This is a genomic window from Enterobacter cloacae complex sp. IR5418 (assembly GCF_049238105.1).
In the GTDB taxonomy this organism is placed as follows: domain Bacteria; phylum Pseudomonadota; class Gammaproteobacteria; order Enterobacterales; family Enterobacteriaceae; genus Enterobacter; species Enterobacter hormaechei.
In genome coordinates this window covers 1-24565 of sequence record NZ_JBMKHS010000044.1, presented here as the reverse complement: position 1 = coordinate 24565, position 24565 = coordinate 1, and the positions used below count along the sequence as shown (strand labels likewise).

General features: G+C 43.8%; 32 protein-coding genes and 2 pseudogenes. 4 read left to right on the top strand and 30 right to left on the bottom strand.

Annotated features, from left to right (window positions below; translation table 11 throughout):
* Positions 1 to 60 precede the first annotated feature (60 nt).
* From ACOTX7_RS21605 to ACOTX7_RS21480, 26 genes and pseudogenes are all read right to left on the bottom strand, one after another.
* A pseudogene (locus ACOTX7_RS21605) lies at positions 61 to 198 on the bottom strand (conjugal transfer protein); the annotation flags it as partial.
* A complete protein-coding gene (locus ACOTX7_RS21600; protein WP_000053822.1) occupies positions 195 to 2030 on the bottom strand; it encodes a type IV secretory system conjugative DNA transfer family protein in 1836 nt (611 codons plus the stop codon). The gene ACOTX7_RS21600 and the pseudogene ACOTX7_RS21605, both read right to left, overlap by 4 nt.
* A 2-nt stretch (positions 2031 to 2032) precedes the next feature.
* A complete protein-coding gene (gene virB11 / locus ACOTX7_RS21595) occupies positions 2033 to 3067 on the bottom strand; it encodes a P-type DNA transfer ATPase VirB11 (RefSeq protein ID WP_000650512.1) in 1035 nt (344 codons plus the stop codon).
* Complete coding sequence (locus ACOTX7_RS21590) at positions 3064 to 3261, bottom strand: DNA-binding protein (RefSeq protein ID WP_000629109.1); 198 nt, start codon at positions 3259 to 3261, stop codon at positions 3064 to 3066. The genes virB11 and ACOTX7_RS21590 overlap by 4 nt, the downstream gene beginning before the upstream one ends.
* Before the next feature lies 1 nt (position 3262).
* A complete protein-coding gene (virB10, locus tag ACOTX7_RS21585) occupies positions 3263 to 4477 on the bottom strand; it encodes a VirB10/TraB/TrbI family type IV secretion system protein (RefSeq protein WP_001295060.1) in 1215 nt (404 codons plus the stop codon).
* Positions 4474 to 5403, bottom strand: a complete 930-nt coding sequence (locus tag ACOTX7_RS21580; RefSeq protein ID WP_000783386.1) for a TrbG/VirB9 family P-type conjugative transfer protein — start codon at positions 5401 to 5403, stop codon at positions 4474 to 4476. Before ACOTX7_RS21580 ends, virB10 begins: the two co-directional genes overlap by 4 nt.
* 5 nt (positions 5404 to 5408) lie before the next feature.
* Entirely contained in the window at positions 5409 to 6137 is a 729-nt protein-coding gene (locus tag ACOTX7_RS21575; protein ID WP_004199085.1) for a virB8 family protein, read from the bottom strand.
* 194 nt (positions 6138 to 6331) lie between these two features.
* Positions 6332 to 7387 carry a type IV secretion system protein gene (locus tag ACOTX7_RS21570; protein ID WP_000235886.1) on the bottom strand — a complete coding sequence of 352 codons (1056 nt, stop codon included), beginning with the start codon at positions 7385 to 7387 and terminating at the stop codon, positions 6332 to 6334.
* A gap of 11 nt (positions 7388 to 7398) precedes the next feature.
* Entirely contained in the window at positions 7399 to 7656 is a 258-nt protein-coding gene (locus tag ACOTX7_RS21565; RefSeq protein ID WP_000759841.1) for an EexN family lipoprotein, read from the bottom strand.
* A gap of 9 nt (positions 7657 to 7665) precedes the next feature.
* Complete coding sequence (locus tag ACOTX7_RS21560; protein ID WP_000716326.1) at positions 7666 to 8436, bottom strand: type IV secretion system protein; 771 nt, start codon at positions 8434 to 8436, stop codon at positions 7666 to 7668.
* Positions 8437 to 8445: 9 nt separating this feature from the next.
* Complete coding sequence (locus ACOTX7_RS21555) at positions 8446 to 11199, bottom strand: VirB3 family type IV secretion system protein (protein WP_015060057.1); 2754 nt, start codon at positions 11197 to 11199, stop codon at positions 8446 to 8448.
* 24 nt (positions 11200 to 11223) lie between these two features.
* A complete protein-coding gene (locus ACOTX7_RS21550) occupies positions 11224 to 11514 on the bottom strand; it encodes a TrbC/VirB2 family protein (RefSeq protein WP_000916156.1) in 291 nt (96 codons plus the stop codon).
* Positions 11498 to 12142 (bottom strand): lytic transglycosylase domain-containing protein, encoded by a 645-nt coding sequence (locus tag ACOTX7_RS21545; protein WP_000953538.1) that lies wholly within the window; start codon positions 12140 to 12142, stop codon positions 11498 to 11500. Before ACOTX7_RS21545 ends, ACOTX7_RS21550 begins: the two co-directional genes overlap by 17 nt.
* 45 nt (positions 12143 to 12187) lie before the next feature.
* Complete coding sequence (locus ACOTX7_RS21540; protein WP_001348696.1) at positions 12188 to 12424, bottom strand: hypothetical protein; 237 nt, start codon at positions 12422 to 12424, stop codon at positions 12188 to 12190.
* A complete protein-coding gene (locus tag ACOTX7_RS21535; protein WP_000455437.1) occupies positions 12375 to 12884 on the bottom strand; it encodes a transcription termination/antitermination NusG family protein in 510 nt (169 codons plus the stop codon). Before ACOTX7_RS21535 ends, ACOTX7_RS21540 begins: the two co-directional genes overlap by 50 nt.
* 352 nt (positions 12885 to 13236) lie before the next feature.
* Positions 13237 to 14397, bottom strand: a complete 1161-nt coding sequence (mobP1, locus tag ACOTX7_RS21530; RefSeq protein WP_004199101.1) for a MobP1 family relaxase — start codon at positions 14395 to 14397, stop codon at positions 13237 to 13239.
* A 2-nt stretch (positions 14398 to 14399) separates the two neighbouring features.
* Positions 14400 to 14945 carry a DNA distortion polypeptide 1 gene (gene ddp1, locus ACOTX7_RS21525; protein WP_001348698.1) on the bottom strand — a complete coding sequence of 182 codons (546 nt, stop codon included), beginning with the start codon at positions 14943 to 14945 and terminating at the stop codon, positions 14400 to 14402.
* Between the two features lie 340 nt (positions 14946 to 15285).
* Positions 15286 to 15543, bottom strand: a complete 258-nt coding sequence (locus ACOTX7_RS21520; RefSeq protein WP_004199355.1) for a hypothetical protein — start codon at positions 15541 to 15543, stop codon at positions 15286 to 15288.
* Positions 15540 to 15704, bottom strand: coding sequence for a hypothetical protein (locus tag ACOTX7_RS21515; protein ID WP_000004083.1), 165 nt, complete (start codon positions 15702 to 15704; stop codon positions 15540 to 15542). The genes ACOTX7_RS21520 and ACOTX7_RS21515 overlap by 4 nt, the downstream gene beginning before the upstream one ends.
* Positions 15705 to 15778: 74 nt before the next feature.
* Entirely contained in the window at positions 15779 to 16117 is a 339-nt protein-coding gene (locus ACOTX7_RS21510) for a hypothetical protein (protein WP_001099725.1), read from the bottom strand.
* 93 nt (positions 16118 to 16210) lie between these two features.
* On the bottom strand, positions 16211 to 16453 hold the full coding sequence (locus ACOTX7_RS21505; protein ID WP_000008707.1) for a hypothetical protein: 243 nt from the start codon (positions 16451 to 16453) through the stop codon (positions 16211 to 16213).
* Positions 16443 to 16712, bottom strand: a complete 270-nt coding sequence (locus ACOTX7_RS21500; RefSeq protein WP_001006717.1) for a hypothetical protein — start codon at positions 16710 to 16712, stop codon at positions 16443 to 16445. The genes ACOTX7_RS21505 and ACOTX7_RS21500 overlap by 11 nt, the downstream gene beginning before the upstream one ends.
* A gap of 8 nt (positions 16713 to 16720) precedes the next feature.
* Positions 16721 to 17272, bottom strand: coding sequence for a hypothetical protein (locus ACOTX7_RS21495; protein WP_000662998.1), 552 nt, complete (start codon positions 17270 to 17272; stop codon positions 16721 to 16723).
* 59 nt (positions 17273 to 17331) lie between these two features.
* Complete coding sequence (locus ACOTX7_RS21490; protein ID WP_000792381.1) at positions 17332 to 17568, bottom strand: hypothetical protein; 237 nt, start codon at positions 17566 to 17568, stop codon at positions 17332 to 17334.
* 58 nt (positions 17569 to 17626) lie between these two features.
* Positions 17627 to 18142 (bottom strand): DnaJ domain-containing protein, encoded by a 516-nt coding sequence (locus tag ACOTX7_RS21485; protein ID WP_001025390.1) that lies wholly within the window; start codon positions 18140 to 18142, stop codon positions 17627 to 17629.
* Between the two features lie 589 nt (positions 18143 to 18731).
* Positions 18732 to 18884, bottom strand: a pseudogene (locus ACOTX7_RS21480) (DNA-binding protein); the annotation flags it as partial.
* A gap of 610 nt (positions 18885 to 19494) precedes the next feature.
* Here ACOTX7_RS21480 and ACOTX7_RS21475 point away from each other — a divergent pair.
* The 3 genes from ACOTX7_RS21475 (at position 19495) to ddp1 (ACOTX7_RS21465) (ending at position 21501) form a co-directional block, all read left to right on the top strand.
* On the top strand, positions 19495 to 20508 hold the full coding sequence (locus ACOTX7_RS21475; protein ID WP_001348704.1) for a replication initiation protein: 1014 nt from the start codon (positions 19495 to 19497) through the stop codon (positions 20506 to 20508).
* An 8-nt stretch (positions 20509 to 20516) separates the two neighbouring features.
* A complete protein-coding gene (locus ACOTX7_RS21470) occupies positions 20517 to 20960 on the top strand; it encodes a hypothetical protein (RefSeq protein WP_001074369.1) in 444 nt (147 codons plus the stop codon).
* A 187-nt stretch (positions 20961 to 21147) separates the two neighbouring features.
* Positions 21148 to 21501 (top strand): DNA distortion polypeptide 3, encoded by a 354-nt coding sequence (ddp1, locus tag ACOTX7_RS21465; protein ID WP_000877224.1) that lies wholly within the window; start codon positions 21148 to 21150, stop codon positions 21499 to 21501.
* A 20-nt stretch (positions 21502 to 21521) separates the two neighbouring features.
* Here ddp1 (ACOTX7_RS21465) and ACOTX7_RS21460 read toward each other — a convergent pair whose 3' ends face one another.
* The 4 genes from ACOTX7_RS21460 to ACOTX7_RS21445 all read right to left on the bottom strand — a co-directional run bounded on the left by ACOTX7_RS21460 (position 21522) and on the right by ACOTX7_RS21445 (position 23405).
* Positions 21522 to 21806: a hypothetical protein gene (locus ACOTX7_RS21460; RefSeq protein ID WP_001043731.1), complete on the bottom strand. Its 285-nt coding sequence runs from the start codon at positions 21804 to 21806 to the stop codon at positions 21522 to 21524.
* A gap of 35 nt (positions 21807 to 21841) precedes the next feature.
* Entirely contained in the window at positions 21842 to 22153 is a 312-nt protein-coding gene (locus ACOTX7_RS21455) for a hypothetical protein (protein WP_000469598.1), read from the bottom strand.
* Between the two features lie 205 nt (positions 22154 to 22358).
* Positions 22359 to 22643 (bottom strand): hypothetical protein, encoded by a 285-nt coding sequence (locus ACOTX7_RS21450; protein WP_001185481.1) that lies wholly within the window; start codon positions 22641 to 22643, stop codon positions 22359 to 22361.
* Between the two features lie 99 nt (positions 22644 to 22742).
* The gene (locus ACOTX7_RS21445; protein WP_000516402.1) at positions 22743 to 23405 is read right to left on the bottom strand and encodes a division plane positioning ATPase MipZ; all 663 of its coding nucleotides are present in this window, start codon (positions 23403 to 23405) and stop codon (positions 22743 to 22745) included.
* Positions 23406 to 23785: 380 nt separating this feature from the next.
* On the opposite strand from ACOTX7_RS21445, the gene ACOTX7_RS21440 reads away from it, so the two are divergent.
* Positions 23786 to 24448, top strand: a complete 663-nt coding sequence (locus ACOTX7_RS21440; RefSeq protein WP_001549893.1) for a recombinase family protein — start codon at positions 23786 to 23788, stop codon at positions 24446 to 24448.
* Positions 24449 to 24565 lie beyond the last annotated feature (117 nt).

Below are 24565 nucleotides of genomic sequence, written 5' to 3'. Positions count from 1 at the left end.
CTGAAAACACAACCCGCTACGGGGAGACTTACCCGAAATCTGATTTATTCAACAAAGCCTAACTGAGTATGTCGGTTGCCAGTCCATTAATTGTGTATTCACCGTTTCAGGATTCTGTTCCCAGTCAACCTGTGGTGGTTCAGGCGGAGAGGAACAGGCAGAGAGAAAAAGGACACTGACCATTAACATTTTTTTCATAGTAAAACCTCTGACTCCAGCTCACCGACGGAGAGCATTTTTTCTTTAGAAGGATATTTAAGCCCTTTAACACCCAATACTTTTTTAGTCTTATTCAGAGAGGCGGTTAACTCGGTAAGTTTGGGGCTTACCATCATCAGCCTGTCCATAAAATACGGGTCGAGGAAGTAGAGGGCTTTCTCAGCTTTAACCGGGTTTTCACCTTTAAGAATGATAAATTCTTCTTTAAAATCCAGCGTTCCCAGCTCCTGCGGGAGCACAAGGGCGCGCTGCGCCTCACTTTCTGAACTGCTTTTCGACGTTGAGCGTCCGCTTGTCTTGCTTGAACCTGTCGATTTGGTGGTGATATAGCCCAGCTTTTCCGAAATCTTTTTAGCGTCATCTTCTTCACTGACAGCGTAGATAATCCGGCAGGGATGCGCACTCATCAGCGTTTTGGCACCTTCAACACCATAGATTTCATTAAGCTGACTGATATTCTGGTAAATCGTCAGAAGTTTGAGTTTAAACCCGGCAATATAACCCGAACCTTTTTTAATGATTGGCATGTAACCAATAGACGGAAACTCATCCAGGAACATCAGACAGTCATGTTTCAGTGTCGGGTCAAAGTCAGGGTTTTCTCGTAACGTGACTTCCACAACGAAGTTAAAGAACAGGTTGAGGAAGTCATAGGCCAGGGACATATCTTCAGCATTAACGCCAACATAAACAGTGATATCTTCCCGGCGCAACTGGCGAAGGTCGAAATCATTGCCGTCTGTACATTTGCGAACAGTCGGAAGATAAAACAGACTCATTTTCTTACGAAACGAACCATCAATACTCGAACGTTGTTCGTCTTCGGTTTCGTGATACTCCCTGATTTTGGTCAGGGCATCGCGCAGATGATACAGCGCGTTTTCATCAAGTCCTTTTGTTCCCTCCAGGTCTTCTCGCTTACTGAGTATCAGCTCCCGGTCGATGTTGCTGTACAAATCGACTACAGAACCAATTGAGAAAACAGGTTTAAGCCCGAACTCACCAAGCCAGGAGGGGTCGTAGTTAATAAAGAAATGAAGCAATTTTGCCAGCCCCGTCCAGTACTGCCCCGCGAGGTTATTAAAGTGTGCTTCCGCTCCGGTCAGACCGTAAGACGGGAACAGGATCTCAATCAGCTTCAGCAGGTCTTTAGCCCCGCTCTCTTCTTTTAAATCAATATAGAAAAGCGGGTTAAACTGATGCGTTTTACTGTTGAAAGGGTCAAGAAGATAGACCTTATTACCCAGCAGTTTTTCACGTACCTTACTGGTGATTTTCCACAGTTCCTGTTTTGGATCTAATGCAATCAGGGAATGTTTCCTGACCAGCAGGTTTGGAATACCTATTGCAGCCCCTTTACCTGCGCGGGTTCCTGCGCCAAGTGATACAAAATCTGGTGCGGTATACCACAGGTATTTACCTTTATATGCACCTACAAGAATATCAGTATCGTTTTCTTTCTCCCATTTCAGAAGTTTCGATTTTCTTAAATCATTATCACTGGCAAACTTCGCGTCACCATAAAGAGCAACATCCGTTTTATTCAGTTGCCAGATAATAAAAACAGGCACAATGAGAGACGAAACCATACCTGATAAAAGAGAGGGGATTGCGGTTAACCTGATATCTGTCCGTATATTACTCTCTGTTATTATCCGCCACAGCAGCATGGAATCAAAATTCTTCCATATATAAAGCGGCGTTTTTCCGTTCAGGAAGTAAACAGCAACTGAGCCAGTATAATACGTCACAAGACACATAACCAGACCGATAAAAGCCCACTGGCCTTTATCGGGTAGTTTCAGAGACATAATCACTCCTTCAGCTTTTCAAAGTATTCCTGAAAATGAATATCACGATAGTAAATACCCGATGCAAATCGGTTATCTTCCTCATCGATGTACTTAATACTCATAATCACATCGACGTTGCTTAACACCCTCCGCAATATAATGTTATAAGGCAAATTCTGACATTCAGGGTTCATATAGCACCGTTGAACCAGTCCAAGCACAGCATCTTCAGGGGTGCTCTCATGGACGGTTGTAAGGTTCCCTGCATGGCCGGAACTTGAGCCTTTGAGAAAATCCCAGGCTTCCGCGCCGCGAACCTCAGTCATGAGGATTCTGTCCGGGTTCATACGAAAACCAGAACGTAAAAGAGAAGCGGAACTGACAGTGCTACTTTCCCCTTCTGACGGGTAATACAATTTCACATGATTTTTGTGGAACCTGAACTTTGCTTCATCTGTATCTTCAATTGAAATACATCGTAAATGATGGGGTATGTACTGAAGACAGGCATTTGCAAAGGTGGTTTTACCCGCCCCCGTTCCGGCACAAAATACCATCGTTTTACCCTTAACCAGGCATTCAGGGACAAATTGTTCAAAACAATTATCTTTAAACATTGAAGATAATTCATCTTCTTTATCCCTGAATTTCCCCCCTTGATTTAGCCTTGAGTAAAACCCTTGTTTAACAAAGGTATCATGGTCGATAAACACACTGGACGGCTTACGGATTGTAATAGACACCGTTTCCCGTTCCGTTGCCGGGGGAATAACTATTTGTACACGCTCCCCTCCGGGGAGCGTAACAGAACGTAAGGGATATTCTGGCGTAACCGACCCACCATCATGATAATCAGAAATTGCCCCTGCAAATGACATACAATCTTTAAAATCCATTTTTAATTCATGCTGCTGCCATTTCCCACTCACTTTAACAAACAGTTCATCAGGCCGATTTACCGCGATTTCAGTTAAACCATCGACTTCATTAAGCCAGTGGTGGAAGTATTCATCTATTATTTCATAAACAATATGTCTGTTCTCTGCATCCTTCATAATTCACCTTTTCCTTTAAGATCTTCAATAAAACGCATGACTTCTTCGTAATTAAATCGATGCGTTTTGATTTGTTTCAGTGGTTTGGGGAAAGGAACGCCATTTATTGGTATGCCCTTACGAATATGATGGTATATTTCGCTTTCCCTTATTCCTAACAGCATTGAAAACTCTTTGATATCCAGCGTTATCAAATTACCTCCGGGTACCCACCATTTTTAATTTGTAGATGCTGGAGAAATCCAAATCCTGACCAACGATCAGAGTAATGATTTCCCCCTGGTTTTTATAAAGCGTTGGAGGGATATTTACGCTGTTTGCAAACGCTTCGCGTGCTATATCAGCAAAAGCCTGGCGACTGTTAGCTGTATAGTCGGTCTGATTGTCTTTATTACTTTTAGCCGCTCCACTTGCGGCCTGTGCCACATCGGGGATCATGCCAACCATCATCGCGCCCATAAAGCGATCTGCAAAATGTGTGTCAATCCAGCCTGAAGCCCCGGCCTCACCCAGCGCTCCCGCCGCCTGTGTATCAATCAGCGGAATATCAATGAAAGGTTCCTTACGTGTTCTAAGCTTCGTAGCAGCGATAAACACGGCTCCCTGACCATGATTGAACGTGCCCGTTTTATACATCAGATATGCGGCTGTTCCCTTTTCAATTAGCTTTACATTCCTGTTTGCACTGTATACGTCCTCATTAATCGTACAGACCAGCTTGCCAGCCAGATCAGAAATAAATCGTCTGTCCAGCGAGCACTTAATCGCGGTATTTTCAGGAATGAAAAGGTTAGGGTCATAAGGAACGCGCGTAATTTTAGAAAGCTGCGCGGGTTGCCCTGCATTAACAGGCTGAACCTCTGCCTGTTTGTCACTGCCGTCCCCCTCGTTCCTGGTATTGCTGGCCGTTGATGAGCTACCACCGGAATTTGAGGAAGCAGAGCTGCTCCCCCCATAGGCCACATCCAGCGCACGACTGAAGTTTTGTTGTACTTTTTCCGGTGGCGTTTCCGCTTTGCCGCTGCTTTCCTTCCGTTCTTCCGTCTTAGCCGGTTCTTCCCTGGTGTTGAATGGATCAACATCATCGCTGAGTCCTGTCGCGCGTTTTACTGAACCAGTAGATACCGCATTACTGGCAGGCTTATCATCACCGCTGGACATTGCACGAATAATCGACGGGATATAGTAGACAGACACCCCGGCGGCCAGCAGAAGGAAAGCGGCCACAATAATCACCAGCCCCTTACGCGATTTTTTAAGCTTCTCGATACCCAGGCGTTTTACTGATTTACCGTCATCTTCATCTCCCTTATCCGTTTTATCGTTTTGCTCAATTTCTTTCTGATGCCGTTCCCGTAGTGCCTGTTCAATTTCTACAGCGGTCGGGATTTTATTTTCCTGTTCGCTCACTGGATCACCTCTTTCTCAACGTTCGGGGAAACGGTATCTCCTGCCGGAAGACGGACTTTGCCAAAGCCCCGGTTTTCAACCCCAACAACCTGATTTCCCATACGCAAAACAAAGCGCTGGTCTACAGGAACACCAACAACGGTGAAACTACCGCTGTTTTTGACTACCGGGTTAGTCAGCGTTTCCTGTTCGCCGCTCATAACAAAGACGCTGGGGATTTTCTTCAGGGGGCTGAAGCCAAACCAGGTATAGCGGCCATCGTCATACGCATAATCCGGGCTGATTGACTGGCTGCCGTCAGCTACCCGCTTCCAGTAATCCCAGTTCTTGGGCGACTTCGCATTTTCAAGAGAACGGTTGATTGCCTGCTCCTCCTGCCGCTTGTTAAGAGCCTCAATCCGTTTCTTCTCGATTTCGGCTTGCTCCTTCCGGCGTTCCTGCGGGTACTGGTAATTAACAACAAACGCGATCTTATCCGGCTGCCGGAACGTTCGGGCGTTCAGCTCCATGCTGTAATTACGTTTTGTTGTGCGAACAAACAGGTTTGTTCGCCAGCGTTCCAGGTCGTTTTCAGGATCAAGGGCTACACTGACCACCTCTGAAGACTGGTTGCCATTGTCATCGGTACTGTTCTTCTGTACGGTCTGTTTGACGGGCTTCACTTCGAGATACACCAGGTTATCTTCTTTGTTCACTTCCCAGCCCTGGGGAAAGCCGGTTCTGGCACTGATGACCGTTTCATCCTCGTCAAATACCAGTGTGGTTGTATAGCCAACCGCACTGTTTATGACTGTCGTGTTTTGCGGGTTATAACTGACAATCTGATTACGGGGATCAAAACGGCTGGCTGCTGGCGTAACGGCTGCATGGCAGACGTGCGACACCAACAGAAGCGCCACAATTAGCGCTCCTTTATTCATTTTCATAGTTTTCACCCTTTCACTTCTTTATCGCGTACATAGCTCGTTACAACGAATTTAAGCGGGTTATTGTTTCGGTCACCCGATGCCATTTCGACCTGTGGTTCAATACGGTAGGTCAACCGGACGTTCCAGTATTCATAATCATCCTGGCCTGTCGCGACATTTCGAATGGTTAATTTAAACCGGATATATGCTCCCATATCCTTATCATCGCGCCGGGATGACGGACTGATAATCACGGACGGATTATCCTGAACAGATGCGGTTTTTTCCGCTTTATTATAAATAACCTTTGGTGACTGGTTGCCGTTGATTAAAGCGTTGTAATCCGTCGCCACATTCTCAGCGCTGTATAACAGAACATAATCATAATCATGCTGGAGACTGAAATAGTTATACCCTTCACGACGCTTCACATACTGAGTAATGAAGTATTTCGCCAGCGCTTCATTTTCAGAGAGGTTTTCTTTTTTAACAGAAGTCAGTCTTTCAGCAACGCCAGTGACACCATTAATAAGATAAGCTTCGACAACCGTACTCTTTAACGGTAGCGCTCCATTCAGTGCCAGCAGAGACAACACACCTACGGCAATTCCTGCAATACCACCGAATTTATAAATGCGGTTCATTTTCTCCTGCATCAATACATTTTTCTCTTCAAAAGTAGTTGAAGAGTCTGTTACTTCTTTTTTCTTGTTAAAACCGGGAAGTTTTAATCCTGAGAGTTTAAACCCCATTGCGCATTACCTCTGCTGAATTAACAGGTTCGCTTTTTCCGGATACCGGAGGTTGTTTATGTGACGCCTGGCATCCGACAAGGCAAAGCGTCACGATAGCCGTGATAAGTAGTTTCATAATGTGAGAACCTAAATAGAGGAGTGAATATTTACTGCGGAATACTCAGAGTTGACAGATTTAAATAATAAATCGGTTAACCTCCATATTTCTTTTTCGCCGCATCTATCGCAGCCTGGCGAAGCCTCTTAGCGCCAATATTAACGCCCTGCCCGGTCAGATTCCCCAACTTACCGGATACACCAGGAGACTGGTTGAACCCTCCATCCTGACGGCGAACGCCTTTCCATGCGCCAATCCCTGCATTTTTACCCATACCAAGCAGATTACGCCCCATACGGGAAGCGCCGAACACGCCAGCACCAATCCCCATTGCGGCTGCCCCTTGCATCGCGCCTTCAACACCTACCCCTGCGAGCTGGGAAGCATAGGTTTTGGCTTGCCAGATAATCCAGGCCATAAATGCACCTGCAACCCCGGCCTGAGCACCTGTTGATATCAGATTTAATTCATCTGCGTTAGCTATCGAGATTGTCAGAATGCCATTAAGGAACGTCATTCCCGCTTTAATTGCCAGTCCACAAAACAAGAATATGAAGCATGAGCTAAATATTAACTGAAGCCAGCTATTAAACATCTGCCTTAAAAAACCAAATGAAAGACAAATAATAAACAACGGCGCGGTAATAGTAAGTATCTTAATAGTAACTTCGGCGGCGAGATAAACTATTGAAGTTAGCAATAATGCAATTATCCCTCCAGCATATGTTAATAAAGATGCGATTGCCCCATCTGTTTTCACATACTTCGAAGTATCTTTGGACATAAGATATGCAGCTACCTGCTGAACTTTCTCCCAAAGCTCGTCAACCCATTTCCAAGGATCACCTCCTGCAAATGTTTCCTTCAGCCCATCAATGGCCTGAGTTGCACTATCTAACCACCCCCCCATATTTTTGACAAAAACAAGAATTAACCAGAATCGACATAGATTCCATAAAAAATCCTGCACTGCGGTTTTTTGCTTCCCAACTATTGTGGTATAAGCATACCACAATATATAAATGGAAATACCATACTTACCCAACTGAGACGCTATTGAAGAAAAGTTATCTAACTGACCAGTCAAAGACTGGTCAAGAGTTTTAACAATAACGTCATGAGCGGCCTGGAAATACCTAGAAGTTGCCATAGTGGCTCCTTTTAACTTCCATCTTTACCCAATACATTTTTGAATGCATCTTTATAGTCAACATGCTTAGGATGTAATTGCTTATACCTAAACAAACCTTCCTTAGCGTTTTTACAATTTTCGCTATCACTCCCAGACTTTTTGCATTCAGCTACTTTTTTCGTTGCATCGTCTACGTGAGACTGCCACCAGTCTACAGATTTAACCTCTTCACACCCGGTAAGAAAGAATGTAAGCCCCAACGCCGCAACTAATCCATATTTTTTCAAAATGCCCCCTCAGTTCATTTCATAACTCTGCTGCTCAAATGCTGCCTTATAATCAACAACTGGAGTTTCTTTATTAACAGCCCCTAATTGTTTCTCCTGGAAAGCAGCCTGTAACATTTTCTCCTTGTATTCTGCAAGATCGCGCTGCTTATCGCGATACATTTCATACTGAAATTTGAGCTTGTTAAATTTCAGGCTTGCCAGAGATACAGCGTTTGTCGCGTCCTGCGTGGCTTTCGTGTCCTGGGCGTTCTTCACCTGGTCGATAAGGTCGGCCATTTCCTGATTATCTTCACGCAGTTTACTTTCCAGCTTATTGCCGTACTCGATCCCCGCCAGTTGGGACAGGAACGAGGCTTCACAGCCCCGCACCAGGTCGCCCGTATATCCCAGCCCCTTACAGGTGTTTGTCACCTTATAATCGGCCAGTAGTGATCTGGCTTGCTCAGACAGGGTGGCTTCCGGGTTCTTAATGTAATCATCAATGAAGGAGTTCCCCTGGTCGTAAATATTCTCCAGCTCCTTACTGACAGATTGCGCAGACTGCACCAGTCCCTGAACATCACGAATGCCCGTTTTGGTCAGCAGCTCCTGCTTATAGGCATTAATCTGTTTCTGGTAGTGGTTCACGGTGTCCTGCCACTGTTTGAGGCGTTCTGTCCAGCGCTGCGCTTCGACAGCCCATTCAGGGTTTGCATCAATGGCAACGGGAACACCAGCCTGAGCACCAGAAATAACCGTAACAGAGGCGATAAGTGCCGCAACGATATGCTTTTTCATAGGGATTCCTTAAATCAGGTTTGCACGTTCCAGATAGGTATCAAGCCACTCTTCCGGCTTCATACCCTCTTTCCAGATTTCATCGAACAGTTCAAGCTGGGGTTTCGATGCGCTGAGAACCGGTAGGTAATACGCCGCTTTTCCCAAATCCAGTCTTGCGAAAGCCGCAAAATCATCACTTTCCCCCTTCCTCTGTGGGTTTTTGACGACCAGGAACTGACGAGATAACGGGTCAATGGCTTTAATTTTGTCAAAATAAAGTTCTCTCACTTCCAACTCGTCTACGTACTCACTACGTTTCGCTTTGGGGTTCGCCAGATAAATATGTGTTGCGCACTGCTCACGAACGGCAGCCGCGATAGGTGATTTAATTAGTTCATCCGGCGATTGTGTCGCTACGACAAGCACCATATCCAGCTTACGCGCGGTTTTGAGTTTGTTATAAACAAAATCTCTGAACGCTTCGTTGTTAATCCATTGCCAGAACTCATCCATGTAGATAAGGAGTCGGCGGCCATCAGCCAGCATGGTGACACGGTAGATGAGATAGAATGAAGCGGCGCTGGAAAGTACTTTGTTATCCAGAAACTCCGTTCCGTCTATACCGAAAACGTCCAGGTTGTCCACATCAAACGTATCGTCCGGGTTATCAAACACCCAGCCAAATTCCCCTCCCTGCACCCAGGCATTCAGGCGTGCTTTAAGCCCATGCCGCCGGGTTTCAGTATCATCAGGCTCCAGAATGAGTGGTCGCAACTTACTGATCGGATAAGAGCGGTTTGACCTCTGCATCAGGCGCTCAACGGCATCAGAAATCAGGCGGTTCTGGTAATCATCAAGCGGCTCACTGTTAAGCGTACAAAGTAGCCTCACCAGGTCTTTCATAAAGGAAATATTTCGTTTGGTTGGTGGCAAAGCCGCAGGGTTCCAGCCAGTCGGCTCTCCTTCTTTCACCCGAAAGTAAGCACCTCCCATTGAACGTATACCGGGTTCCGCTGCCCGATCTTTGTCGAAAAATACTGTAGTTAACTTCTTTAATTTCCTCTCAGGTGGAAAAGACTCCGGCGTTCCGAACTGCTGGGCGGCGAAAGCCTTAGTCATCATCACTACCGTTTTACCCACGTTTGACGTACCAAGAATTTCGGTATGCCCCAGCGTGGGGTTTTTACCGAAGTAATTTTGATGCTCGGTAGTCATGTGATAGTTCAGGTTATAAATATCATTTCCTGAGCCGCCCAGGGTGATAAGGTTGTTACCCCAGGTATTTCCTTTCTCCTTGCCCGTAAAGAAATTATGGAAGCTTTCCATTTCGGCAAAGTTCAGACTGCTGATAGAACTCAGGCGTGGCCGTAACGTGTAGTTACCAGGTAACTGAGCAAAATACGCTGCGCCAAGACTCAAGGTTGAATAGGTTACGATCAGCCCTAAATCCTCCAGGGTCGTCGTTACAATATTGGTGTCCTTCACCAGACGCTCCGGCGAATCTGCGTAAACAATCAGTGTCTGGTGACTTTTCCCGAAAGAAATATAGCCGCTGGAGACCATATCGAGACCAACTTTCAAATCAGCGAGCAAGGATTTAGCGGCATCATCGGTCATTTCGAGTTTGTCGATCTGATCATCCAGCGCCTTGATTGCAGACTGCTTGTCTATCGGAGTTAAAGAGGAAGTCTGTACATACTCAACCGGGAGATACATCAGTGCATCAAAAATTCCGGCATCCGTTTCCTGAAAGTAGTCCTTGATCTCGATGCAACGAAAGTACCGGGCATGGTCAGAGGCAGTGATTTGTCCAGCATCGTTACCAAAGAACAGGTCTTTACCACCCAGGTATGTATAAAACGGACTATTGGTGACTCTGACTTTCTGCCAGCGCCCGGATAGCAGTTTCTGGAACAGCGTAAGCTGTTCTGAATAAACTATATTATTTTCTTCATATAACCCAAGACGACGGGAATGAAACCGGGAGAGATAGGTGCTCAATCTGCCACATATTTCATTCATATCATTAATGGGTTCTTCGAAGATATTTTTATTACCCTTTTTCCTTGAAAGAAAATGCGTCACTTTATCTTCAGCGCTGAACGGTTTATAGCATACGGTTAAGTATAATTTGTTTTCAAAATACTCAGCCGCCGAAAGCGATTCGTAATAATCGTTCATCACTCTGTTGACGAATGGGATCTTGCTGTCAAATACAGGTCGCACTTCTTTTCTAACCCGAATACGATGCGTATAAAAGGTAACGGGTTTCCCATCAAAACTACGTATCAGCGTATTGAGCTGGTCAGTAAGCAAGGCTAGATCCGCTTCATCTACACATTCAAAATAAGCTCCGTCAATCTGCCAGGTCGCCAGTAGATCATGGTTTCTGGTAACAATGAGGTTATCAGTGATGTGTGATGAATACGGGATTAACTCTTCAAGAGAAGACTGGTCTTTAAGCTTCATAAAATTGTCCACTTTCGATATATCGACTGCGTCGTACGAACTCCCCGCATAATGGACGGCATTGAAGCGCTTGTTTGCCAGAGGATTACCTTTGATTTGCATTCGCAGATAAAGCAGGTCAAAAAAGCGTTCATCTATCTTCGTAACTCGCTTGATGGCATACCAGCCAGGGAGGATGAGGGCATACATAGCCTCATGAATCCAGACACCAAGCAAAACGCAGATAACGCACATTCCAAGAAAGGGGTAGAGCGGAACGCCCAGCCCCCTAATCAAAGCGGGGCGTGTCAGCCCTTTAAAAACGGTACTCATTTTTACGCCCCCTTTTATTACATATTACGCTAACCAGTCAGGCAGATATGGCGCAACAATAAAGATGATAATCCCGATAATTAAAGGCGTAATCCACGCTGCATGCTGGCGTGAGAAGATAGCGATATAACCAATTACCAGCGCAATGATGGTGATTGCTGGCTTACGGATATCCGTCAGAAAATCGATAATCTTCTGCAAGAAGCCAGTTGTTTTAGTGGATACATCATCAGCAAAGGCGGGTTCTGCTACACAAAGCATCAATGCAGCCATAAATACAGAAAGAGTTAAATAACGTTTATTGAGTTTTAACATCGTTTGTTTCCTTTTCATCTAAAACAGTGCCACGCATGGCATATTGGGGATATACGGTAACTTCTTTAGGTTTGATACTCTGTGTTACATTCTCCTTTCTGATTGCATCTTTAACTGAAGGAACCACCCAGTTTTTTTTGTTATCAGGCGGATTAAACCCTATGCGCTGTATATAACTGGTGTTATTAAAATCTGATTCAGGTTTAGTTCCTGTTTCTGGATTGCCGGAATAATAGCAACTCAGGCCACGTAAAATATCGCCACCACGTTTATAACAATCCACCAAAATTTGCTCTGAAACCTTGAGATTTTCGCAGGGGTCAAACATTTTCTCAGCGGTTGTATTGAAGTTTGCAAAATTCGTACTCGTTATTTGCATAAGACCGACTGAGTAACGATGATTTCGTGATTCAATTTGATTTACGATCTGGAGTGCAGCCTCCTTAGTTTTGGGAAAGTAGGACACTACGCCTTTGTCACCGGGCTTACGTTCAACCTTCGGTATTATCTCGGCAATAGCATATGGGTTAAAACCAGATTCAACCCTTGCAACTTCATGCGCAGTATCGGGATGAACGCTGGCCGCGCATTGCAAAGCAAGCGCCGCAAAAGCAGTAGTAGATAACATGATTTTCTCCCGGCCAGAACAGCGCGGAAAGTTTAGACTGAATGGTTAGTCATCGAAGTCGTCATCGTCTTCATCGTCTTCGTTTATCAGCTCCTCAATAGCCTGGCTGGAATATTTTTTTATGAGGTACTGGACAACACCAGAGCTTGAAATACGTCGCCCCCTGCGATAGCCAATCTCCAGAGCAATTTTATCCAGTTCCTCACGAGAAGCTGAGGGCAGGTAGAGTGTATTACGTTGGGGCTTGCGTCTCGTTGCGGTTTTTTTTCGGGTAGCAGTCATTTTTCTTCCGTTTCATTTTGTGGGTTAAGCTTCTCTCTGTGATGTAGTGGATGAAAGCCATACTTCTTTGCTGCGGATTATCCATGAGTAGAATTTCAGCAAAATCGTGTGGAATTGATTTCCTTAAAAGATTTGCCTGAGCTGTTGTATGTGATTGTCTGTACAAAAGCTCCGCCATCACATCTTCTGGTACAGGTAAAGGCTCACCGCCAAATGAGATAAAGCGTTGTACGTAAGGGATAGCAGTTATTGTAGTGGAATGAACCTCTTCAAAATCTGCCTGGATAAAAAGATAACCGGGAAAAAGCGGCAAACGTCTTTCTCGATATGAAATTATCTTATCCGGGCGACGATACCTTTCAGTCTCCATAGGACAGAAGTAAGAGAAGTTCAGGCGTTCGAGATGAGCAAAAACTGCTGCAAATCTCGTAGTGGTGAATTGCAAAACATACCATTCCATAGTTTTTCCTTTCAGGCGCTCTCTCGACTCGGATGACCCCGAATCAGAGAAAAAAAACAAAAGGACAAATTTACATCTCATAAAAACTTTATCAGCTACATGTGCTGCGTTCAACCACACAAGCAGATCTTTAGATCGCATTTACGACACATTTCATTTTGTTTGTGCTTGTATTTTATTTATATCTAGATACATATGCTATTTGATAACAAAAAAGCAGATCGATTGATCACCATGCGCTTATTTTATAGTCAAGTTAACTAAATTTTTTACCGCTAGTTACTTTTTACAAAAACTCTGCTAACAAGATAAATAAATCGATCTTAATCAATAAGTTACCGGAGAGTATGAATTATCCTAAACGAATTCCGATTTTCACTTTCTGTTCGCTTTGAATCATCGACTGTTTTATTTGCGAGAAATTTCTCATCTGGAGTTGCTGTTTCTTAATCATCTCCGCGCTGTTCAGCACCAGCTCTTTACTGGATGAAGAGATTCTGTCTATGCCCTTAACCCCCAGGTTCTCTAGCTGCCACTCATTCCTGTGTGCAGTCTTCCAGCCATGCTGTACACCGTTCTTATCAAGTGCAGGGATTTTCACCTCCTTTTGTCCTAACTTCTTCAGCTTAACAAGATCACCTTTCTTAACGTTCTCGCGAGTGGTTAACTCACCAAAATCAGCCCCCCAATATGTTTTCTCCACGCCCTTGTTCAGTGTCTTAAGCTTTATGAAATGCTGCTTTGGTTTGGTTTTATCGTTCTGATAATGGTCGTAGCCAACATCAACAACCTCATAAACGCCCTTCTGTCGTTTTGGCGCTGTTTTGTGCGCATCTTTAATAGACTGGTTAAGTCCATGCTGCTGCTTATGAGTGGCTTTAACGTCATAGCCCTTCATCTTCAGCTCTTCACAAAAACCTGTACGAATTTCCCGTAAATCTTTTTTCCTGATATCAGCTCGTTTACCGTCATTATCACGAATACGAAAAACGACATGCACGTGTGGATGTTCTTTTTTGTCGTTATGATAGCCAAGCACAAAACGATGATTTGGGTACTTCTTGTTCATCGTTTTCCTGACAGACTCAAGCAGATCTTCAGGTTTTACCTTTGCTGATACAGGCGGTGAAAACACAATATTTTGGGTTACTTTTTTATTTTCCTTACCTTTATCATCGAAAACATTTTGAGGGTCATTAGCACGATCTATCATGTGCTCTTTAGCCTCCTGAATCTCATCACCTTTCCATACCTGACCGCTTTCACTCATCACTGGCAGCTCTGACTCCCGGCTCATATAGTCAATACTGTTTCGAACTCCCTGCCGGGTAATCGCACCTCCTGAGATTTTGACAACAACCTCCTTACTGGCACCCTTGCGGTTGATACGTTCCTGAACGTTGCGTTGATAGTTTTTACCACCATTTTTAACTTTATGGGCGAAAGCAGACTTGCGGCCAGCTTCAGAGGACTTACGCTTAACCCTGAATTCCTTGTCAACATAAACGCCCATGATTACACCTCAACCTTGTTAGAAACAGTTCGCCCTTTGCATAACATAATGTAGTTTTCAAACTCACTTTTGAGACTCATTATCTCTGAACTCAACCGCTCAGCGTCCTGATAGAACCCATCTTTATCAAGTACTCTGGCATTATCATTAACGATAATATAATGAAAGTTTCGCCCTATTTTATCTATTGCATTACGGCAACGATTCATCACCAGAAGTTCCTGATCGAAAAAATCAAGTTCATTTTCAAGTGTCGTCTGGATTCGATAACGACATTCTCTGGATAAATTCCAGCCATGACGATGAGCCGCTTTCTCTATTAAAGTTCTTTGTTTCCCTGTCAAATACATTGTGGTTTTGATAAAATCATCATTGTCTTTTGACACATTAACATCTTCATTTTTAACCTTGCTTTTCAGTAAAGCATTGGCAAGCAGCTTCATTCCTTTTGCCACGGTTAAACCCGGTTCATCTGGATAAAGTGTTTTAAGACAATCAAGTAGATCATCATGTTGGCTTTCTTCAATCCTGAATTGAACTTTTTTCATAAAACTCTCCAACAAGAACCGACTGTAGGTCACCGGGCAAACGTTGCGGAATGGCGTCAGAGACGTCATTTTGCGGCGTTTGCCCTATCCTGCATCGCAGTGAACTACCTCCACACATAAATTGTGCTTCAGCGTCCATCGAAATGCAAAAAATGAAAGGCTATCGTGGCTGTGATCTGGTGCGTCTGCGACCGGAGACAACGGATTCGCGGCTAACTTGGGCGGAAATAAATTCGCTACGCGAATGGCCTGGCAGGGGGCGCGAGCGCTGTTTTACGGAATATACAAAAAAAGCACCTCCCGTAAACGGGAGGGCTTCGGCGATTCAGGAACGGGAATTTTATTCTGCCTCTGGTGTGTCGCCTTCCATGCCCTGCCGGGCATCATGGAGCCAGCGGCGGAGGTTACTCATTCTTTCCCGGTTTGCCCGGCTGGGACTTTTTCCCCTGTTACCGCTTAGTATACTCCAGACTCTTAACCCGGCCTCGTTAGTCCAGTGCAATACAATTTCCCCTTTGCTGTTAAATCCCAGCGAAAACCGGACAGCTCCCCGCCTCTGTTCTGCACTGATAAAATCTAAAAACTCCTGTTTTTTCATAGCACCTCCTGTTTTTCTATCAGTGCTTTTGTTTCTTTCTTTTCCAGGGCTTTTCTGAGTAATGCCATGTACTCAGGAAAAGCAGAGAATGGCATCAAGGGAAAAACCGGACGCCCACCCTTTTCAACAGTCTGTATTGCTGATAACATGCGTTCCGACATTTTATATTCCTCGCGAGGGAATTGAGTGTCACGGTATCAGGTTGCCTCCACAACCTGATACCACCCCTAATTGATTAACTCCGCAGTTCTCTTATCGCTTCATTTTTGGCTTCCTCCAGTTCTTTAAGGGTATATGCGAAATTCTTCCAGTTAATTACTTCGTTTATAACCTCAGATTTACTTAAACCACACTCATTAAACCAAAAGTTAATATTTTTCTTGAGGGAATTTTTCGCCGTCAGTTCCTCGGACAACAATTCACTAACAGACGTGATAACATAACCACGACCGCGATTTTTATCTTCGAAAGAATGAACGGCAAGGAAGAGAGTTTCTGAATGGACAAAAGCAGAGCAGGTGATTTTTTCTTTCTTAGTGTTTAAAGCCTGGAAAGTGATAACATACGTGTTCATTTTAGTCTCCCGCCCGTTTGGGCTACTGGATCATGGTAAGGAACTATTCCCGACCTACAAATAAATTATACCATCATATGATGGTAATGCAATTTATTTAGTCACTTTATCCTGATTTTTTTCTCTCTTAACGAGCTGGTAATCTGGATGTTCATCAGCCAGGAGCAAAAGTAATTCATACGTACCAGCGGCTAAACCACGAGACGTTTTACCGGATGTTTCTTTGGCTTGCCAGGCTGATAACGTAAAACCAAACCGTTCAGCGGCTTCCTGCTGCGTAAAGCCAGCTTTAATACGTGCTTGTTTCACCTCTTCAGGTGTTGGCTTAAAACTCATGATTTTGTACCTTCACAATAGTATCTGTATAGAATTTCAATAAAATTGGATCATCAATTTCATCTTTAACGTTCGAGAATTCTTCGTAATAAAATGATTTTTGGAAAACAATCTTTTTAGTTGTTTTTTTATCCGCTTCTTTAGAGCGTACCTTCATCAGTTTTTCAAGTTCAATAAACAAACGTGTTGCATCTTCAGACACAACAATCCTGTATGTTACATTACCTTTGTTTTTCCTGTCGCTCAGGACTTCATTCATTTTTTGCCTCATAGCTGTTTAATAAACCCCGCTACCTTTATGAGCTGATCTACACTCAGGCCACGAATTACCATTTCATATCCGTCGCCCCGTTCTGATACGTTACCATCTAACCCATTCTCAACTTTAAACCCGGTCAATGTCCCATGCCAGCTTTCAAGATGCACTAAACGAGATAGCATTCCTTTCAGGATCAGTTTTTTCTCGCGTTTTTGCTGTAACTGTTGTTCATACTCTCGCGCCATATCTACATTATCTAAAGCATCCGACAGGATTTTCTTTTCAATATCGGCGGCGATTTCTACAGGGTTACGCTCTGGCGATACTGTGCAAGTATGGTAAGGACTTCTCCAGCTGCGACTATCTACGCTTCCAATGATAACTAACCTTCCTTTCTCCATTCGAATATGTATAGAGTAATTTTTAAAATCAGGTGAGGTTAGCTTAATCCTGTACTGGCAATCATCGAGCAGATTTACACGCCAGCCGTTCCCCAGGATTCGACAAACGATTTCAAACACCGGTTTATACCGTTCAAAGAAATTTTTCTGTTCTTTCATCGATTCAGCCTTTTGAACTCAATAAAAAAGCCGTAAATCGAATTACGGCAGTTTTAAGACTATTCATCAAAGTGTCCATCATCACTTGCAGCTTCCTGGGCTTCGCATTCCTGCTGATATGCTTCTTCCTTCGCAAAAAGATGCGCCCATCCTTCTGCGTTTAAGCCACGGTGCAAGACTGAACCATTTTCATTGCATTCTTTGGCTGTAACTTCGATCTCATCCGGGCAAATGTAGGCTCCGTAACTTTCAAAAATGTTTATCAGCTCCGCTTCCGTTATGGTCTTGTTTTTCATCAACGTGTCTCCGAATCAATCTTTGCCATGTTCTAGGGGGCTTTCGCCCCCATTCCGGTTATGCGCTTGCTTCTACACGTGTCCAGCCTGACGCCTTACGTTTACCCGCTGTACCATACATTTCACGAATTTCTTCAATGCTGTGTTCTTTACGGTTCCAGCGGCTTTTGTGTTCTTCAGGACGGTAAAACCATTGTTTTTTCTTAGATGCCCACTTACAGCCCATTTCCTTTAAAATGTCTTTGTGTTCTTTAGTTTCTCCGCTAATCCAGACCCAATTACCAATAACTTCATAGACAATCCCTGTAAGGCCGGAAAGCGTATTCAGAACTTTTTCCAGATCTTCACCGTAGTTGTAACGTGCGTTTTCATCAGTGCTTTGAAACTGATTGATTTTATCAATGTTAGCCATGAGAAAATCAAACGCAGCATTTACTGCTTTCATCAGCTCGGCACCCAATGGATTGCGGTCTGGATGATATTTTAAAGCCGCTTTTTTGTATGCCGCCTTGATGTCCTTTTCAGTCAGATCACCGGATAAACCAAAAACGTTTAATGCTTCCTGAATATTCATTTTTCGCTCCCGCCCGTGTGGGCTTCTGGAATCTGGCAGGGAACCATTCCCAACCAACAAATTCATTATACCATCAAATGATGGTTATGGAATCATTTTTAATGCTTTACATTGTAAAGATTACATAAAGATGTATATTGCTTTACCGCGCATGAAGGGATTTCCGAAAGAGGCGCGAACTGTAGTTACATAATGCGCTGTCGTAACATCGCGCCGGAGACGTTCGCCAGGACTGGCGAACCAACAAGCCCGAATGAGAGCGATAACCCCCCTCACCCCTGCCAGGCCAATTTCTGACTATCAGACGATGTTTAGCCTGTCGCAGTTAGCGCGTGAGCTTGCGAACGGTACGCCGGGTCAGTGTGAAACACTGGCGCGGGGCGCTGTATCTGCGCGTTATGAGATGCGTTAGCAGCGAATTACGGGGCGGGTTGCTGAAACCGATTGATGCCTGACAGCAAAAAATGAATCCGGGCGCCAGCTGCTGCACGAAAATTGCCAGCAAAAAACACTTGGCCATCCTCGCCGGTCGTGAAATTTTGCTGGCATAAGAAATAATCCCCCCGGTATGAGGGGCTTGTCTGAAAGGTTAGTGGTTGGGCTTACTGAGAGTGAACTGTAACCCGGCTACTGCTGCAAGCTGTGCAAGTGTTGTGATGGTCGGGTTTCCGTTCGGGGATAATGCGCGGTAGATACTCTGACGAGCAAGGCCGGATTTTTTGGCCGCCTCTGTTATACCCCCTGATTAGGGATCAGGTTAAAAACGAGCTGTATGACGTTCTAAGCGCATTTTACCCGCTCCGTTGAACCATGACCGGGTTAAAGCGGTTAAAACGCCTCTGAGGGCTTTTGAGAGCATTTAAGAATTGGATCGGAAAAGGATCCCGTCTGGATCTTTTAGAGAGATTACACCGCTCGCCGCAGCCGAACGACAGGGCGAAGCCCGCGAGTGAGCGAGGAAGCGGAATTTCCACGGGGTTTCAATAGAGCACTTACGCGCTAAGGTTAATATTTGCTCAATTTTTGGTGGTGCAGTGCTCAGGGAGGCCAGACGGATCTATCCTCTGGATTTATGCTGAGTTATCCACAGACGCTGTGCATTAAAAGCCTTATATTTTCTTCTTGATCTTAAAAACTTAAAAACTTAGCTCGCTTCAATTACCTGAAAATTATGGAAAAAAATTGCTAAAGGTGAGAGGATTTTTCACGTAAGGTGAGAGGATTTTTCACGTAAGGTGAGAAGATTTTTAAGTTAAGGTAGTTAGATTTTTCACTAAAGATGAGAGGATTTTTCACGTAAGGTGAGAAGATTTTTAACGGTTTCCACAGTTTGACTGAACATCAAGTGAAACATGCGGTTGTTGCTATCTTTAGATATGAAGATCCTCAGATCTTCATATCTAAAGGTGAGAGGTTTTTTAATTAAAGGTTGTATTGTTGTCTTGAATTACAACCTTTGTGGGGTTATGATTTGCCTACATAGGAAAGGTTATATGAGGCTTATCGTGAAGACAGTAACGGGATTAACGAAAGTTAGACATAGAAATGAAGTTGGGGTAACTCTTGCATCCCTTTCCCTTTCAGCAAAAAGAGTGCTTTTTCTGGCTCTTTGCCAGATTGATACAAAGGAAATGTTAGATGATGATATTTTGGAGGTTGATGCTGACTTTTTTTCAAAAGCTACTTCTTTAGATAAATATGCCTCTTATGCAGCTCTGAAAGAGGGAGCTAAAGTTCTTTCTTCAACTACGTTAGTTTTAAACAGAGATGATTTAAAAAATTTGGCTGATGAACTTGGGATACTATCATCTAAGAATAAAATACCTGATCGCTTGGATTTAAACTTAACAGAATTCTGTGCCTATTACGATCATCTTGCAACTGTACGGATAAAATTCACAAATACAGCTAAGCGATATTTTTCTAAGTTGATTGGTTCTGAAAATAGATATACCACTCAGGTATTGAAATCAGTTGTGTTGTTGAACAGTGTAAACTCAACAAACCTTTATCAAGTCATTAGGAAATATTACAGTCAGAATAGTTCAAAAAAATCTTTTGATATATCCGTGGATGATTTAAAAGAGGAAATGGGACTTTATACTATTGAGGAAGGGGAGAAGAAATATAAGTATCCTAAATACTCATTTTTTGTTCGTGATGTTATCAATAAAAGCATTAATGAGATAATTGAGAAAACGGAAATAAATCAGTTATCTTTCTCTGTTGTTGGGAAAAAAGGGAGAATGGCTCACATGCTTAGATTTGAGTTTAGTATAAATGAAAAATCCTCATCCTTTTCGGAAGATGATATGGCATTTTTAGAGGAGTTTGACAAAGTCGTTCCACCAAAAAAGAATAAGTGAGGCAAAACATGGCTAAAATATATGAGTTTCCGCAGGGAGCCGAACGAAGTAAGCTGAAAAAAGAAATCATCCGGGAACGTAAAAAACGATTGCGAGAAACGAACGGTAACCCGGTTATCCGGCACGCTAAATGGTTCTGGTTTTATCTACGTCTTGCTACGGCTGGCGCACTGCATTTAGTCTCTGTTATTTCTCTGGCAGTCCTGGGGGCTTTCAGTAAAGCTATTTTCTGGATTGGTGGAATGCTCTGTGTTGTTACATGGTTCCACCTTGAGCGCCAGTTCTGGACGCCGCAAAATTTCACGATTCCAGTAATCGTAACGCTGTGGGGATTGAGTTTGTTTGCCACTCCCCTGATGGAGCTGCTTAACAAAAAAATGCCGTGGTATCGTCTTCTGGTTCCTGATGCAAAGCACACTAGCACTGAGGCAACCAATGATGATCAGCCGTGAAGCAACAATGTTATCCAGTCGGCTTGCAGTGCTTCTTTCAGCCTTTTATCATCGGTTAATCATAGCGCACGAGGCGAGTTCTTTTCACTGCGATGCAGGATAGGGCAAACGCCGCAAAATGACGTCTCTGACGCCATTCCGCAACGTTTGCCCGGTGACCTACAGTCGGTTCTTGTTGGAGAGAGTTATGAAATATCAGGTTAAAGAGTTTATTAACGAAAAATATTCTAAGGCTGTTAATATTTTAAAGGATAACCTTAAAGAACACTACCATATTTTTTATGGTTTGAGATTAAGTGAGATTCTTTTTCCTGCCAGCGAATACGGCTCTGAAATGTTTTTTCAGGAGTTTGAAGCGATTAACAGTGTAATATTGCCTTTGGTGATTTTTGATTTGATAGACCGAAAGCCGATTATGGTTATCGGCTTCGGTGAAGTATGTGGAGTTGATTCACTTGTTGATTCTGGTATAGAAGTTGTTTCTTTAGACGGTTTAAGCGATCTGCTACTGGTTGAAAAACTGACGCCATTATTTAACTAAACCTCTGGATAACTATCTTTTCAGTTTTCCAGTAAGATTTTTTCTATATCTGAAAGCACTATTTTTTCAATGCTTTCTATATAGTAATGCTCATTAAAACCTGTCATTTCTGTAAATTTTAGCTCTGCATCATCTTTCGAATAAGCAATAACAACTCTGAAATCATTTTCCCACAAATCCCACCTGTATTTGTCTTTTATACGAACCCTGTACAATCCTTTTTGGATAGTGCCATCTTTTTTCTCTTCCTGTACTTTTTTTAATTTTTCATTTTGCACCTGTTGTTCAAGCCATGATTTATTCATAAATCCCCCACGGTTAACGTCTTTAGGCTCGGTTTTTACTTAACGAAATCTTCCGGTTTTACACCTGTTTTTACCTTCATATACTTGCCCTCCCCCCTTAGCTTCGGCTGAAGTTCGGTAAAGTACCATCCGGCAACGGTAATAATGCCTAAAAATACAAAAATAGCAGGCTTCAGAACATCAATAGCTGATACAGCGCATAACTCAATATTGAGATTAGTACAAGTTCCCTCATCAGGTGCATAGAACCCCCATAAGCCTATACCTATAAGGAACATCCCCAATATCGGTTGGATGTATAACAAGTAGATATTAATAAGAGTTTTAATATATCTGAATATGAACATTTTTCTTTCCTTAGGTTTCTTTCTATTTTGGATTTCCAATTCTTAACCAATGTGATGGTTCGACAATCCATTCTCCGCAGTCATAGGCAACGGCCTTATTATGCCTGTTAGCGAACCATACTAACCAGGCTAATAATCGCTGATTGCCGCTGTATTTGGTTTATCTCTAACCATCACAACATATCTCTTTTTCTTAGCCATAACGCTACCCTAATTTTGCAGATTCAAGCAGCCAGTGGTTTTTCAGGTTCTCGTCCAGGTTATCGAATGCGGCCAGCGCTGCCTTTAGAACGGTTGTCTTGCTCTGGCCTGTTCTCTGCGCCTCCGCTTCCAGGATCTCCTCAAAGTACGCTGGCAGTCTGAAGTTCATCAACTTTGGTTTACCCGCTACAGGCGCTCTGGTAGCGCCGGAGATAAAACGCGCGGTTTCTGCGTTTGTTGCTGGTTGCTGAGATTCATCGATGTTCGGGCGGTTTAGTTTTAAAGCCATGAAAATTTCCCCTTGTACGGTATGCATTAATTGTAAATATCATAGTATCTTTATGGTGTATTTACAATGTAAAGATTTCGATGAATATTGTTGATATTTCTATAAAATGCCAATTTCCTGTGCCACAAGTTCAATCTGTGCTTTCGCTGTTGAAAGGCTCGATGCCCGGCTAACGTCATGTACCCCTGCCCCTTCATTACAGGCGCTTTCATACACATCCAGCTCGGATATCCGGGTTTTCAGAGGTTGAATCCAGATGTTGTCCGAACGCAGTAATTTATCCAGATCAATGGCCGCTTTTCTGTGGCGGGGTTTCGCTGAGTTGATTCTGGTGAACAGCACCCACGGTTCCAGAGCTGCGTTAGCTTTCTGAGCGGTGCGGATTTTCTCTGTAACACTGGTCAGTGTTTCGCTTTCGAAATCAGAGGACGGCTTAACCAGTGTCACCACGATATCTGATACTGTCAGGGCGCTACGGAACTCCTGGCTGTCGTGGCCGGGGCAATCGACAATGAGAACTTCACACAGCTTACTAAGGCGCTTAATTTCGTTGCTGACGTTTCCGTAAGCTGCGTGAACCGGGATAGTGAGTAAGCCGTTATCTGTCCGCTTTTCGTTCCAGCTCAACAGATCGTGGTTTTTATCTGTCTTCAGGATAATTACCGACTTACCTTTGTTGACCAGCATTGAGCCTGTGTTAGCCACGTAGGTGCTTTTGCCTACCCCACCTTTATCTGATACGACAAGCAAGATTTTACCCATTTCAGAATCCCTCTCTTTATGTTGTAAAGCTCATGTAAAGATATGAATGTCTTTACATGGTGTGTTTTTCGTAAAGATACTTTTGTCTTTACAGTGTCTTTATAATGCAATGGCTTTACCATGTAAAGCACAAATAAAGATATATTTATCTTTATGGTGTCTTTACATGGTAAATGTTGCTGTGTCTTTATGTGCGCTTTATGGTGTAAATCTTGGTGTGTCTTTACATCATCTTTATGTTGTAAATTTTTAGTGTGACGTTGTCACTATAGGGCTGGGGTCTGTTTGCTGGTTCTTTTTGAGTGTGCCTTCCCTGAACCAACTGAAATGGGTACTGTATGGGTGTGTCTGGTTAACTCAAAATGAACTGGTTCCCTATAATGACTCAAACAGTACCGAAAGGCTTTGTCAGAGCTTACTTACGCGCATCCACGACTGAACAGGATGCAACACGCGCCCTGGACACGATAAATACCTTCGCCATCGAGCGCGGCCTGAGCATCTGTAACTACTACATTGAAAATGAATCAGGTTCTAAGCTTGAACGCCCTGAGTTGTTCCGGCTCCTGAAAGATTGTCAGCAAAACGATATCTTGCTGGTAGAGGATGTGGACAGGCTTTCACGCCTGGTAGGGGAGGACTGGAACACACTGAAGAAAATGATCCGGCAGAAAGATATCCGGGTTGTGGCCGTCAACGTTCCGACAACCTGGCTCGCATCGGGTCACAATGATTTTGACAGCCGAATGTTTTCGGCCATAAACGATATGTTGCTGGATATGCTGGCCGCCGTCGCCAGGCGAGACTATGAACAGCGCCGGGAACGGCAGCAGCAGGGGATCGCCAGGGCGAAAAGGGAAGGGAAGTATAAAGGCCGCCAGGTTAATCAGTCTCGCTATGACGCCATAAACAGGCTGATTGCGAGCGGCAGCTCCTGGAGCCAGATTCAAAAAGTGCTGGGTTGTAGCCGGGCGACTATCAGCAAAGCTGTGAAGCAACAGACCGTTAACAAAATGAACCATGAACCTGAAGGTAGGGAGTAGTTACAACATAATAAACAGTGTGTTGAAGAATAAAACTGATTCTTTATACTGTATATGCATGGGTCTTCCCCGATCATGGTGGGAAGGCTCAGAACGCCATATTCAGCTTTCCGTAGT